The sequence below is a fragment of the Streptomyces sp. PH9007 genome (genome assembly GCF_059813725.1).
This window is the reverse complement of sequence record NZ_JBQRUY010000002.1, coordinates 139,176-151,991: the sequence shown is the minus strand read 5'-3', so window position 1 is coordinate 151,991 and position 12,816 is coordinate 139,176. Positions and strand designations below refer to the sequence as shown.

The 12,816-nt window shown below is 71.0% G+C and carries 10 protein-coding genes; 2 read left to right on the top strand and 8 right to left on the bottom strand.

The window, feature by feature from the left end; all coding sequences use genetic code 11:
• The first annotated feature begins 76 nt into the window (after window positions 1-76).
• On the top strand, window positions 77-1,234 hold the full coding sequence (locus ACTFAP_RS29680) for a competence protein CoiA family protein (RefSeq protein WP_500469779.1): 1,158 nt from the start codon (window positions 77-79) through the stop codon (window positions 1,232-1,234).
• Between the two features lie 187 nt (window positions 1,235-1,421).
• Here the strand turns inward: ACTFAP_RS29680 and ACTFAP_RS29675 are convergent, their stop codons facing one another.
• From ACTFAP_RS29675 to ACTFAP_RS29650, 6 genes are all read right to left on the bottom strand, one after another.
• Window positions 1,422-1,847 carry a hypothetical protein gene (locus ACTFAP_RS29675; RefSeq protein ID WP_500469778.1) on the bottom strand — a complete coding sequence of 142 codons (426 nt, stop codon included), beginning with the start codon at window positions 1,845-1,847 and terminating at the stop codon, window positions 1,422-1,424.
• 43 nt (window positions 1,848-1,890) lie between these two features.
• The gene (locus ACTFAP_RS29670) at window positions 1,891-2,538 is read right to left on the bottom strand and encodes a helix-turn-helix domain-containing protein (RefSeq protein WP_500469777.1); all 648 of its coding nucleotides are present in this window, start codon (window positions 2,536-2,538) and stop codon (window positions 1,891-1,893) included.
• A gap of 1,107 nt (window positions 2,539-3,645) precedes the next feature.
• Window positions 3,646-4,593, bottom strand: coding sequence for a DUF8094 domain-containing protein (locus tag ACTFAP_RS29665; RefSeq protein ID WP_500469775.1), 948 nt, complete (start codon window positions 4,591-4,593; stop codon window positions 3,646-3,648).
• Window positions 4,594-4,769: 176 nt separating this feature from the next.
• Window positions 4,770-6,410 carry a hypothetical protein gene (locus tag ACTFAP_RS29660; RefSeq protein ID WP_500469774.1) on the bottom strand — a complete coding sequence of 547 codons (1,641 nt, stop codon included), beginning with the start codon at window positions 6,408-6,410 and terminating at the stop codon, window positions 4,770-4,772.
• Window positions 6,411-7,250: 840 nt separating this feature from the next.
• Entirely contained in the window at window positions 7,251-7,778 is a 528-nt protein-coding gene (locus tag ACTFAP_RS29655) for a GNAT family N-acetyltransferase (RefSeq protein ID WP_500469772.1), read from the bottom strand.
• The gene (locus ACTFAP_RS29650) at window positions 7,775-9,172 is read right to left on the bottom strand and encodes an NsdA family TPR-like regulatory protein (protein WP_500469770.1); all 1,398 of its coding nucleotides are present in this window, start codon (window positions 9,170-9,172) and stop codon (window positions 7,775-7,777) included. The genes ACTFAP_RS29655 and ACTFAP_RS29650 overlap by 4 nt, the downstream gene beginning before the upstream one ends.
• Window positions 9,173-9,420: 248 nt before the next feature.
• Here ACTFAP_RS29650 and ACTFAP_RS29645 point away from each other — a divergent pair, with 248 nt between their 5' ends.
• Complete coding sequence (locus ACTFAP_RS29645; RefSeq protein ID WP_500469949.1) at window positions 9,421-10,254, top strand: HAD family hydrolase; 834 nt, start codon at window positions 9,421-9,423, stop codon at window positions 10,252-10,254.
• Here ACTFAP_RS29645 and ACTFAP_RS29640 read toward each other — a convergent pair.
• Window positions 10,238-10,750: a DUF6624 domain-containing protein gene (locus ACTFAP_RS29640; RefSeq protein WP_500469769.1), complete on the bottom strand. Its 513-nt coding sequence runs from the start codon at window positions 10,748-10,750 to the stop codon at window positions 10,238-10,240. The two genes, ACTFAP_RS29645 and ACTFAP_RS29640, sit on opposite strands and share 17 nt — an antisense overlap.
• 69 nt (window positions 10,751-10,819) lie before the next feature.
• Window positions 10,820-12,682 (bottom strand): zinc finger domain-containing protein, encoded by a 1,863-nt coding sequence (locus tag ACTFAP_RS29635; RefSeq protein ID WP_500469767.1) that lies wholly within the window; start codon window positions 12,680-12,682, stop codon window positions 10,820-10,822.
• Window positions 12,683-12,816: the final 134 nt, after the last annotated feature.

Here is a 12,816-nt window from a genome sequence, read left to right as displayed (position 1 = left end):
CAGACCGGCGCCGTGGCCGGCTGCCCACAGTGCACGCCGGAGCGCACCAGCGCGGCGATCAACGGGAAGGGCTGACGTGGCCACGAGCGCCCGGGACGAGGTCACCGGGAACGCGATCTGGTTGGCCGACGGCGCGCCGGGGCTCCCTCGAGGACGAGCTGGCGGACGGTACCGCTGCCGGGCCTGCGGCGCGGAGCTGATCCTCAAGGGTGGGGAGCGGACCCGCAGCTACTTCTCGCACCGGGGAGGCGAGAGCTGTGCCGCGCCGGAACGCGAGGCCCTCCTGGACCAGGACGCCGAGTTGCTCGTGCGGCTGCGGGACATCGTCCAGGCGCTTCCCGGGGTGACCGCGACGCTGGAGACTCCGGGAGAGGGAGCTGACCAGCAGACGGTCCTCCCGCCGGTCATCATCGCCCGGCACGGTGACACGGTCATCGCGATCGAACGCCCCGGGGCGGAACTGCCGGGCGCTGAAGAGCTGCGGCGCCGCATCCGCACCGTCCGCGAACTCCACGCCGACGCCGCGCACGTGTGGTTCCTGGCGCGCGACCCCAGGCAGTTCGCCGTGGTCGGGCAGCACACCGTCCGGTACGGCGGCGGGAACCACGTGCACCAGACCCTCGCCCCGACCGAGCAGCAGCAGGCGATCCTCGACAGCGGCGGCCACGTGTACTGGCTGGACGGCAAGGTCGTCCTCGTCCCCTACGGCATCCACGACTTCCTTCACCCCGCACGGCCCGGACAGGACTGGACGAATTGGCCGCGGTGGCGCAGCGACCCGCGCCAGGACTGGCGGATCAGCAAGCCGGTCCCGGCCGGGGACGCCGACCGGTGGGGACTGGTGCCCATCGACATGAGCTCGATGACCAGGACGCGCGCACTGTTCCAGCCCTCACGGGCGCACCAGGTGATGGACGAGCTGTTCACCGCACAAAGCGCACGTCACCAATGGCGCAATCGGCGTGCTTTCGAGGTGGGCGAGAGCCGGAGACGCCCAGCCCTCCCCGAGCCGCCGGTATCCCCGGCGCAGGCCCCTGCGGACTCGCAGTCGTCGGATGCGCCGCAGCCAGCACCTCCGCCGGTCGCGGCGCCTTCGGCCGCTGCGCCACCGCCGCCACCACCACCGCCCGTGGTGCCGCCGCTGCCGCCGGGCCCGCCACAGCTCCCGCGGCCTCGCGCGGGACGCGCCGGTCTCCTTCGGCGCCTGTTGTCCCGGGCTGCGCGACGCACGTGATGGGGCGTCGGGATCTGGGCGCGCGGTCGCCGGCTCGGGTTCGGCTTCTGCTGGATCCCCGGCTGGCCGGATGGAACCGGGCCGCGCGGGCGCCCTGACCCGGAACGCAGTATGCTGGGCGCGATTCCAGGTATTCAGGCGCAGGGCCCCGGCCAATACGGCCGGGGCCCTTGCCTGTGCCGGGCGGTCAGGACACGTCGCGGACGACTCGCAGGTCGGGGCGACCCGCCTTTGCCGGGGGCGCGTGGATGTAGTCCGGGATGAGCGGCGCTGCCAGGCGGCCTGCCTGGATGTCGGCCATGGCTTGCCGGATGGCTTCCGTCATCTGGTCGGCGTTCTCGTACTTCGCAGCCATCGGGTGGAGCCGGTACCGGTTGCCGGCGCGCTTTTCTCCGTCCGGCCGCAGCAGGAGGTTGATCTCGCACAAGGGCTTGAGCCGCTTGCTGATCGCCTGCTGGGTCGTACGCAGGGTCTTCGCCATGTCGTCCTGCTTGACCGGGATGTTCCCTCCGTACTCGGAGACACCCAGGAGGTAGGACATCATCACGGTCGACGCCGGGGGTACCGGGAGCATCCACAGGCGCTCCCAGACCAGGGGGGACAAGGTCTGCATCACAACCTCCTGGTGGTAGAGGACCGATCGTGCGGGCTTCGTATCATCCAGCGGCCTCCAGCGGGGTTTCGTCCTCGGGGCCGATGGCGTTGGGGAAGTCCTCCGCCGTGCGGTCCTGCTGGAGGTCGAACAGGACGCCCTGCTGCTGGCGGCTGTTGCCGCGGAACCACAGGTAGGGGTTCACGCGGATCTGCCCGTTGACGCGTTTGCCGTCCTCGCCGGTGACCTGCTCCAGCCAGCCGAGGGCATACAGGTCCTTGAGGCTCTTGTTGACGGTGTTTCGCGTGATGTGGCGCCCGCCGAGGCGTTCGGCCACGCGGTTGAGTGTGTCGGTGATCTCCTGCTGGGTGAGATGCGCGATGCCTGTGCCGTTGCGCTGGGCGCTGACGACGAGAAGGAAAACGCAGACACGGCTGATGGAGACCTGGTGGGCGATGATGAGCTGCGCGAGCCGGGCGAGGAACCAGTTGCTGGCGAGGCTGTAGCCCTCGGTTCCGGCCATGTCGTGCACGGTGCGGTCTTCCGCCTCGTATTCGAAGTGGACGTTCTTCAGCCGCTTCTGGCGCCCCGGGTGGGGCGTTTCGCGCACGTCGAGTTCCTGGTTGAACGCGGCCAGGAGCTGGCCAAACGCTGCCTCGTCCGCCGGTCGGATGGCTTGCGCATCCGGGGACGGGGGCTTACTGGGTTGCACGGACACCTCCTAGGATTCAGGCGCCGCCCACCCTAGCGAAATCTCAACTGGTAGTTGTATTTAGCCCCTTCGGTGTGTCCGCTCGGCCACCTTCTCGCCGAACGTGCTCCCCCGGACCCTGAAAATCAACCAGGCGTTGTCTTTCGAGCCGAAAGTAAACGTGTGGTTGTGTTTCTGGGTCCGCGCGGACACGTTCTGAGCCCGCAATCACAACCTGCATCACCGGACCAGAAGCCTGTGACCTGCACATATGGAATCTCAACGGGTGGTTGTCTTTTCATCCCGAAGGTGTCGGCCAGGGTGACAAAGATCGCGCGAAAGGTGTCCGCCGGAACACCTGCCCATGCCTATAAGCGCAGGTCAGAGGCTTTTCCTCGCGGCCGCCTCTTGTAGTAGAGGGGGCACCTGGGCTACAACCGGGGCGTCGGCTTCGCCACCCACCTGCCGTCGTCACCCCTGCGTCATCAGCCCGGATGGCCTCTTCGGTCACATCCCAACTCGGCCCGCGCCACACACGGTCACCCTGTATGAGCCGCAGTTGCCGGGCGGGCTGGGCCAGCAACCGGTGCCACCGCAGAACAGCACCACCGGCGATCTGGGCCAACCGTCCAGGGAGGGCCGTAGGCCCGAGTGGTCAAGCGCACAGGCGCGGAGCGCCGAGCACTTGAGGACGGGCGGCAGGTGGCGGGTCCAGCGCCGCCGGGGCGCTGGCGGGGGTCCGCGGGGCAGCGCCCCCGGAAGCCCAACGACTGCCGCACTCCCGGAACTCTCCGGCCTCCGTCCGGCGGTGGGGCCTTGACGTTCAAGAGCAACGCATGGCCTCGCACCAGGGGCCCGCATCGAACAGTGGTGAGCATGACTCACAGTAAGGTGTGGCGCTCACCTACACCGCCTCGGGTGTCGCTCCTGACGTACGGGCACGTCGAACCCAATCGCCAGCCGAAGCCGAGCGGTGCGCCGGCCTCCGTGTGCGGGAGTGCAGGCACGCACAGCGCGCGGCCCGGGCTGCTGCGGCGCAGGGGAGGATGCCAGGCGGGCAGGAGCGGCATGTCTCCGTGGTGGGCCGTACCCCGGTCGGGGCACGGCCCACGGGGCGCAGGTGCTGCTCTACAGGACGCTGATCCACGTCCACTCGTCGCCCACGATCTCCGGGAAGTCACCCGCGGGCATCCACACGGCGATCTCGCCGGCGTGCTGATTCTGCAGCGGGTTCCTGGGCTCGGGGTTGTAGTCGGCGGCCGCCCCGCCGGGCACCCTGAGCGCGGTAACCGTCTCGGTGTGGGCGACGTGGCCGACCGTCAGAGTGCCACCGTCCTCGGTGCGCAGCACCCACAAGCCGCTGTGCTCGGGGGTGTTGGAGGTGTAGCGGGTCAGCAGCAGCGGGTCGTCCGGGGTCCGATGGTCCAGGATTTCCGCGCCGCCCGGTGTCGCGGCCAGGGTCGAGCCCGAGAGTTCCCCGCCGGTCTCCCACAGGTCCTGGTAGGCCGGGGTGGCGTCCTTGGGCAGGAAGCGGCTGGCGCGGTCATCGTCGGGGGCCGTCTGCGCGAATCCGTCCTCGTCCAGGGCGATCGCGGGCAGTGCCGCGTCCAGGGTGATCGCGGAGACGAGCAGCCACTGCCTGTCCTCGCCCTGGGTGAAGGTGAGCAGCCGCCGGGAGTCGTCTTCGGTGGCCACGTCGGCCATCCACCATGGTGCGCCGCTGGGGATGATGAGCTGCGGGTCCGTGTACTGCTTGTTCTCGGCCGGTTCCCAGTCGCCTCCCGATACCTCGGTGCGGCGGACGATCTCGGCGGTGGACCTCTGCAGCAGCGATCCGCCGGCGACCTCCTCGAGGGCGGTGGCATCCAGTTCGTCGTAGGCGCGGGTGCTGGCCTCGTTGTAGCTGGCGATCACCTCAGTTGCCTCGGCTTCGGTGACGGGCTGGATATGCCGGTTTCCGATCTCCCGCGTCTCCTGTTCGGCGCCTTCTGCCCCCCAGTCGCTCACCTTGTCCGAGGAGCACGCGCTCAGCGCGACCAGCACCCCGGCGAGTACAGCGCCCTTCAGCAGCTTCATGGAACAGACCTCCCCTGTTGGTTGAGCGCCTCCTGCGGGCGCTCTGAGGGCATCGCCGTTCACGCTTGCCATGCCCACCCCGCTCAGGAGGTGGAGGGGGCTGTTTGTGACACCGCACCGAAAGAAGATCGCGGTTCCGGGCCCGGCGATTGCCCGCGGGGCTCGGCACCGCCCGGTCATAGCCAGGCGCCGGGATGCGCCGGAAGGAAGTGGAGGGCGTTGTCGAGCTGCGAGGCCAGATCGGTGCCGTAGCGGGTGGCGCCGTGAATGAAGGTGGTGGTGAAGGCGGTGCGCTCACGCCGAGGGAGGTCGGCGGCGCGGTAGGCGGCCAGCTCGTCGGCGCGCAGGAGTTGGGCGAGGGCGATGTAGCCGCGGTCGGCGATCAGGGTGAACAGGACTGGCCCTTCCATCTCGGCGCCGTCGCGGTGGGCGTCCCACCAGTACTCGTCCGGGGTCAGGCTGTGGCCCCGTTGGTGTCGGGCGACGATGGTCACCTTGATGCCGGTGCGCGGGTTGCCGACGACAATATGGGGCGACTCGCCGTCCCAGGTGGCTCCCAGGGCCTCGGCGGCGGCGCGTCGAACGACGTCGGCAACCGTCTCGGGCGCAGGCTGCGCGGCGGTGGTGAGTAGGGTACGCAGGCTGCCGGGCTGGGTGTGGACCGGGCGGCGGGCGACGATCAGGATGTTGTTGCGGATGTGCTGGTCGTCGGTCTCGGTGATGCCAGGGTGCCAGCGGCGGTGCGCGCGGACATCGGCGAGGATCTCGCGCGCGCCCTGGTTGTCGTTCGGGTTGAGGTAGAGCAGGGTCACCAGGACGCGTTCGGCGGAGTTGAAGCGGCCCAGCCGCCACAGGGTCAGAGCCAGGCCCTGGAGGGCGCGCAGGAAGGGGCGGTTGTCCATCTCGTCCCAGGGCAGCCGGCCGTGGAAGACCGTCGGGAGGGATGCCTCGCCGACAGCGGTCGCGGCCTCGTACCAGGCCAGCGCCTCCTTCAGGAAGCGGCGGCGCTCGGCGGGGGTGGGGCCGAACCAGGAGATGAGGTCGCCGAAGTCGCCGTCGTGGCGCTGCAGAGCAAGGCTGCCGAGATGGGCGTAGGCATCGACGTCTCGGGGTTCGGCGGCGATGATGCGGCGCAACTGCTGCTCGTAGCCGTCCACGTCTGCGGTGGCACGCCTGTGATCCAGTGCGGCGTTGAGCGGCACTTCGGCACGCCCGGGGTAGGGGTCGGGCATCCGGTAGCGGGGCAGAACTCCGTCCTTGGCCAGTTGGTCCAGCCACCAGCGCGCGGCGATCTCGGTGTCCTTCTGGGGGCCTGGGGAGATATCGAGGCCCTCATCGCCCGACTCTGCCGGGTCCTCTGACCCGTCATGGGCGGTCTCGGGCTCCGTGCCGAATCCGTCCTCGTCCTCGTCGTAGTCCTCGTAGGCGTAGAGGATTTCGTCGGGATGGAAGTCGCCGTCCTCGTATGCTTCGCGGACCCCGGCGAGTCGTGCCTTCTTCGCGGCGTCCTGGGCTCGCTTGCTCCGGGCACCGGGCAGAGCGTGCGTGAGCGGGTGGTAGACGCCGGGCCAGGGGTGGCCAGTGGAGAGCGGGCTCCACATCGCGTGGTCCTGCTTCATCAGGATCCGCAGCGCCTTGTCGAGGCCGTGGTGATCGAGGCGCTCGGGCAGCAGGCCGGCGTCGCTGGCGCCGGTGACGTCCTGGAGCGCCTTCTGGTAGCCGATCTGCGTCTCGGCTGCCAGAAGACGGGCAAGCCGGGTCAGCTGCGTGCGCTGGACGCGCCGCTGCCTGTCGTGGGAAGGGCTGGTGGTGGACATGGGGCTCCTCGACCGGACTTCGCGTAGCGCACCGCCCACCTCGGTGCGACGCCAAGTCATAAGGTCAGGGCGCCGTCATCATGTCGGTCATGCTCATCGTGCCGGTTCGAGCGTGTGCTCAGTTCACCCTGGACGGTCAACGGTGGGATGACCGGGGGCCCGCGCACCGTGAGCGCGGCGGAACCCATCCTGGCAGGGCCAACCGCGCCGCACAACATCGCATAAAGGAACTGAGAGTCATCTCGATGTGGCAGCCCGTGATCTGGGCGAACCGGTCGATCTCTGCGGTGAATCGCTGGAGCAGCGAGTCAACGGCGACCTCCTCGATGCGGTGACGTCCAAGTCCTCGTACGTCGGTTGGCCTTGTTGTGGTCCCGCAGCTGCGCCGTCGGGGGCGGGGGTGGTTCGGAGGCGCTTACCTGTCCCAGTTGTCGGGACCTTGCGCGGCCAACCAAGCGTCCTGTGCCTCCGCCGCGGACTCAGCAAGCCCGCAGTGGATGCAGACGTCCAGGCGGTTGGGGACCGGAGCGGAGTGGCAGTAAAGGCACACTGGGAGCGAGCACCGCGTGCACAGCTCCGCCAGGCTGGAGTCGTCCGCGTGCGGCTCGCACGGGCCCGCGCAGCGCACGGCGATGTGGACGACCAGGTGGCACTGGCGGCAGGTCCACAGCTCGTGGTGTTCGCAGGCTGATGATGCCGGCGGGGTCGGTTGGGGGTTGGCGCAGCGGCAGACGCCGAGCCTGGTGCTGTCGGGCCGCGCTGCGGGGGGCTTCGTTGTCACGTCGTACTCAACGACCGGACTGCTGTTTCGGCACCCTGGGGGCGGACGCGCCTGTGGGCTCAGGAGGTCCCGGGCGGCGGGACATCGCCGGAGGGGAGCAGGGTCTTGGTCATCGCGCGGTTGATGTCCGGGTTGCGGCCGGGCACGTAGGGGGCGATCGGCTTGTAGCCGCAGTGTTGGTAGAGGGCCAGGGCGGCGGTGTTCTTGACGCCGGTCTCCAACACGATCCGTACGGCTCCCGCGCTGGTGGCGCTGGCTTCGATGCCGGCCAGCAGGCGGAGCCCGTGGCCATGTCCGCGGGCCTGGGGCCGGACGTACATGCGCTTGACCTCTGCGGTGCCCGGGCGCAGGGTGCGCCATCCGCCGCAGGCGACGGCGAGGTCGGCGGTCCGGGCGATGAGGAAGACGCCGTGGGGTGGGGCGAATTCGGCTGGCGGAGTGTCGGCGGGGTCGTCGGCGAACCCGTAGAGCGCTCGCTGCTCGGCCTGGAGCTGGCGGGTGAGGTCGACCGCCTGGGGGCTGTCGTACGGCACGGGGGCCAGCTCCAATACGGGGGCTGCGGGTATCGGGGGGCGCGGTGGTGTCATGCGGCCGATAGTGCCCTGTCCACGGCGGACAGGGCACCGTGGCGGGCGGGTCCGCGCAGGCGGTTTCCGGCCTCGCGGCGCACGAGGGCCAGCAGGCGGCGGCAGCGGATGGACTGGACGTCCGGTACGCAGCGGGCGAGCTGCACCAAGGTGGCGGCGGCGGCCTCGGCGTCGCGTGCGTGGAGGTGTGCGCGGGCGAGGTGGGTGCCGTGCAGGACGGCGGAGCGCAGGTATCCGCCCCGGGGCCCCTGCTCGGCGAGCGGCGTCAGGTGGGCGGCGGCTTCTGCCAGCAGGCGTCGGGAGCGGCCGGGGTGGGCGGCGGCGAGGTCGACGAGTGCGGCGCCTGCCTCGGCGTCGACCTGCTGCGCGGTCAGGTAGTAGAGGCTGTCCGGGTCATCGGGACGCCGGTGGTCCAGGAGGGAGCGGCACAGGTCGGTGGCCGCGCGGAAACCGGTGAGGTCGCCGGCGGCCGCGTGGGCGGTGGCGAGACGGCCGGCGGCGCGGGCCCGGACGGTGGGGGTGCTGCGCGCGGCGTGGTCGACGGCGGAGTTCGCGAACCGTACGGCGGCGGCCGGGCGGCCAGCGGCGGCGTGCTGGTAGGCGAGCATGCCCAGGGCATTGGAGACGGTGGCGGTGTCGCCGGCGGCGCGGGCCAGGCGGATCGCGAGGAGCTGGTGGCGGTGGGCGGCGGCGGTGAGGTTGGCGTCGAAGGCCATCCAGCCGGCGAGTTGGGCCAGGCCGGCGGTGTTGGCCAGCAGGCGGCGGCCGATGGGCTGGCTGTAGTGGGAGTTCCGCAGGAGGTCGAGGGAAGCGGCGAGCGCGGTGTTGACGTACCGCTGGGACAGCGCGCCTCCGCCGGCGCGGTCGTCCAGGCGCCGCAGGTCCCGCTCATGACCCTCGAGGAGGTCCATGAGCGGGGGGAGTACCCGGTCCGCGCTGGGTGCGGGGGCGAGTTCGGCGAGGGTCTGGCGGGTGGCGTCCCAGGCGGCCGCGAACAGTTCGTGTTCGCTGGCGGGGTGGAGCGCTGCCTGTTCCCTGGGGCTGGTGCGGGCCCAGGCCGTGGCGGTGGCCAGGACCTCGGCGAGGGGGCGGCTGCTGGTGAGGGCGGTGGTGGCCGACAGCACGGTGGGCCCGGCCGGGGCCGGGGCACTGGGCCACAGGTCCCCGTCCCTCACACGGGTGGCGGCGGCCTCACTGAGGGCGGCCGCTGCCAGCCTCCGTACGTGGGAGCTGCGCGGTACCGATCCGCGCAGCCACATGTGGGCGGCGGACAGGTGCAGGGCGGGTTCGCCGGCCGCGTCCAGGCGGGCGTTGATGGCGCGCACCAGGTCGCGGGGCGACCACCTCGCGTGGTGCAGGGCCTGCTGCAGCGCGGCGTTGCGTAACGGGGCCATGGGCCGACAGTAGGTCACCTGGCCCGGGGAGTTGGGGGAATCGCGGCTTATCGCAGCGGGCCCTCAACGTTCACGAGTACCGCAGCTGCGGGCGGGGACAGCGCCAGGCGTCTCGCGATGGGCTGGCAGGACCCGGAGACGAGGTCCTTGCCCGGGGCTCAGGGAGGTCTCGGCCGGCGCCCTCGGGCGCCTTGGGATGCCTGCTTCTCCGGTCCCCTACCGGCATCCATGAAGAGGCCACGGTGACCATGCGCTCCTCCATCGTCCTGCAGCCGATCCCGCCCATCGCCGCGGTACTGCTCGATGTCGACGACACCCTCATGCCGCACCGCTCCCCCGTCGCGAGGTCCCTCGCGGCGGTCAGCCGCACGGCCGCCGCCCTCGATCCCGCCGCCGGGGCGGCCGACGACATCGCCCGCTCCTACCGCGTCATCTCGCGCGCGCTGTGGTCCGACTTCGACGCGGCCCTGGCCCACCTCGGGTCGGTGGCCGCGATCCGCCGCCACATCTGGTCCCGCGCGCTGGAAGACCGCGGCCACTCCCCCACCGCGCAGCAGCTCAACGACCTGGTGGTCGACTTCACCCACCGCCACCTCCAGGAGGTGGCACCCGATCCGCAGCTCAACGCTCTCCTGGCCCGGCTGGCCCGCCGCTTCCCGCTGGGCATCGTCACCAACTCCGACACCGCCACCCAGCAGCCCCGGCTGCACCGCGCCGGCCTGCTCCCCCACTTCGCCACCGTGGTGTGCGCCCTCGACCAGGGGATGCAGAAACCCGATCCGCGGCCGTTCTGGGCCTGCGCGCGGGCCCTGGGTGTCCCGCCGGAGCGGTGCCTGTACATCGGCGATTCCTGGCGGGCGGACGTCGGGGGTGGGCACGCCGCCGGAATGCGCACCGTGTGGATCCAGCCGGACGTCACCGCGCCGGCTCCGCCCGGGCCCGGCCCCGCAGCCCGGTTCGCCACCCTCGCCAGCTGCCTGGAGCAGCTCGTGGGTGAGCGCCGAGCGTGGGACCAGCCCGGGAACGGCACCGCTGTGCTCGGTGGCCGGTCGGCCGACGAGCTGGTCAGGGTCGGCCGGTGATGCGCGCCCGCGCCTGCTCCCACGGCTCCAGGCCGACCGCAGCCCTGCGGTCGTCGAGGTGGGCGACATCGGCGATGGGGCGCGGCCGGTACCCGGCGCCGTCGTGCACGTCGTAGAACTGGGTGCCGTAGATCTGCGGCTGCCCCTGGGCCACGAGGCAGCGATCGGTGAGATAGGCCAGCTGATCGGCCTTCGCGTCTCCCTCTGCCACGGCCTGGGCGAGCAGATCCCGCGCGAAGCGCTGGAACACCGGATCGTCCGCATGTTGGGCCAGGAGAAAGGCTGCCCGTGCCGCGTTTTCTCCGACGAGGGCGTGGCCGGGCCAGCCGTACGTGGCGGTGATGCTGCGCAGCGCGGCGGTGTTGTCGGCGTCGATGTCGCGCATCTGCTGGGTGATCTCCGGCGGCCAGGGGCCTTGCTTGGGCAGGCGGTTGCGTACCTCCTGGTCCGCGGCGGCTCTGGCCAGGAGTTCCTGGGCGATCTCGGGGGCTTTCACGGTCTCCTCGTGATGTGGCCGTCCGTCCGGGCCCCGGCCGCTGCGACCGAGGCCCGGACGGTGGAAGGTCTACCGGTACCGGAATGCCTGCTGCAGGCGCAGGACCTCGGTCTGCCAGTGGGTGCGGGCGTCCCCGTCCGGCGGTGGCTGCCGTCCCAGGCGGACGGCCAGGTCGCGGTACGGGTGGGGGTTGTTCGTGTCGGCCGCCGCCAGCTGGGCTGACAGCAGGGGTTCATCGGCGGGCGTATCCGCGTCGACAGCGAGGAGGACCTTCAACTGGTCCTCCCGGCTCAGTGAGGGCAGGGCACTGCCAAGGGCACTGCGCAGCCGCGTCCAGGACGTCGCCGTGCGTTCCCGGGCCGCCTTCTTCAGGGCCCCCCGCACAGCGGCTGCTGTCGTGGCGATCGTCTCGGACGACAGGCCCGGCCGCTTCTCCCCTCCTGTCTTCTTCTTCCCTCCGGCCTTCTTCTCCCCTGCGGTCTTCCTCTCCCCCGCGGTCTTCTTTTCCCGGGCCGTCTTCTTCTTCGGTTCCGGGTCGGCCTTCGGGCGGCTGGACTGCTCGCGCACGGCGCCTCGGGAACGAGCGAATTTTTCGGCACGGAGCCGGGCGATGTTGATCCGGGAGTTGGCCTCGGCGAGTTCGGGCCCGGTGACCTGGGTGCCGGCTGCTGCTACTGCTCTGGCCAGCGACCGGGTCAGACGCTGCAGGTCCTGCTCCGGCAGCTGGTCGCGGCGGAGGCTGGCGAGGAGATCCTTGACCCGCCGGTGGGCAGCGACGTCCTGGTAGGGCACGGTGCGGTGCGTGGCTGGTGGAGTGCTGCGCCGCACGGTGCTGTGGTTGCGGGCCGGTTGTTGGCGCGAGAGTTGCACCGCGCGGAGCTGCTGCTCGCGGGCGCGGCGTTCGTCCGCCAGGTAGCGCTCGGCCCCGACGATGGCGGGGGCTTTGAGGAACTTGTGGCTATGGGCTGTCAGGGCGTGGACCTGCTTCAGGAGCCGACGGACGGCGGGCGGGTCTTTCTGCTGCACTGCCTGCTCCAGCTGCCCGTAGAGTTCGTCCCGTTCGACCTCCTGTTCCTTGAGCCAGAGGGCGGCCTCTTCCAGGGCTGTGGTGTGGTCAGCGGTCCGCTCTTCCAGCGGCAGGTCCTCGATATCGCGGCACGCGGAGCGGACGGCGAACAGCGATCCCGACTCGACCGCGGCAGCCAGCCGGCGTAGCGGATCGGGCCGCTTCACCGGCCGCTGTGCCGGCCGGCTGCGCTGGAAGGGGACACTCGTGGGCCGGGTGCCGCGCTCCTGGATGATGCGCTGCACCGCGGGGGTGCGCAGGCCCTCGTCCGTCATCTCGCACTCCCCCAGCCCGACCCACTGGGTGTCCCGGGCAAACGCCTGCGTGCCGATCTCGACGTGGCGCGCGGTGCCTGCGCTGGTGAGGCGGACCCGGTGGACGTACCAGCGGCGCACAAGGGTCTCGTCATCCACCGGAACGGACATGCCCAGGACGGGCTCGGTCCCGTCGTCGTCCCACGCGGGTGGGACCTCCTCGTTGAGGTGCACGCGCAGAGCGCGGCCCCCGGTCTTCCAGGTGATGTCCACGACCGCGCCGATCGGCGCGCCGTCGTGCTCGAAGTGGAAGTCGGCGTCCTGGCCCTGGGCCTTGAGCCAGGGGAGCGCGGCCTGACGGACGTACAGGTGGTCGGCGCTGCTGACGTCCCGGGCGCGGCGGTCGCAGACGTGCAGCCCGGTCGGGTCCGGGAGGTGCGCGAAGTGGCACACCCTGTCCGTATAGAGCTTGGTGGATAGCCGGGCGCCGCAGCCGCCCAGCAGGGTCCCGCACCAGTACGTGTCCCCTGCGTGGTGCTGGCGGAACTGATCCAGCTCGATGGCTTCCATCGGCAGGATCAGGGGTTCGTCCGAGTCGGCGTGGCCCAACACGGCTGTCTGGATACGCCGCCTGTCATCGCGCAATGCACGACCCCCTCGTAGTGCGCGTACGGATGTCCCATCGTGTCACCGCGAACACTGGCTGTGAGGGCAATCCGGAGGAATCTGTCTGGATCCCGAGCCGT

Bases quoted from the DNA above. Each gene is read 5' to 3' on its own strand.
- ACTFAP_RS29645 (WP_500469949.1), top strand. From the start codon at position 9,421: ATGCGCTCCTCCATCGTCCTGCAGCCGATCCCGCCCATCGCCGCGGTA.
- ACTFAP_RS29675 (WP_500469778.1), bottom strand. From the start codon at position 1,847: ATGCAGACCTTGTCCCCCCTGGTCTGGGAGCGCCTGTGGATGCTCCCG.
- ACTFAP_RS29665 (WP_500469775.1), bottom strand. From the start codon at position 4,593: ATGAAGCTGCTGAAGGGCGCTGTACTCGCCGGGGTGCTGGTCGCGCTG.
- ACTFAP_RS29655 (WP_500469772.1), bottom strand. From the start codon at position 7,778: ATGACACCACCGCGCCCCCCGATACCCGCAGCCCCCGTATTGGAGCTG.
- ACTFAP_RS29660 (WP_500469774.1), bottom strand. From the start codon at position 6,410: ATGTCCACCACCAGCCCTTCCCACGACAGGCAGCGGCGCGTCCAGCGC.
- ACTFAP_RS29650 (WP_500469770.1), bottom strand. From the start codon at position 9,172: ATGGCCCCGTTACGCAACGCCGCGCTGCAGCAGGCCCTGCACCACGCG.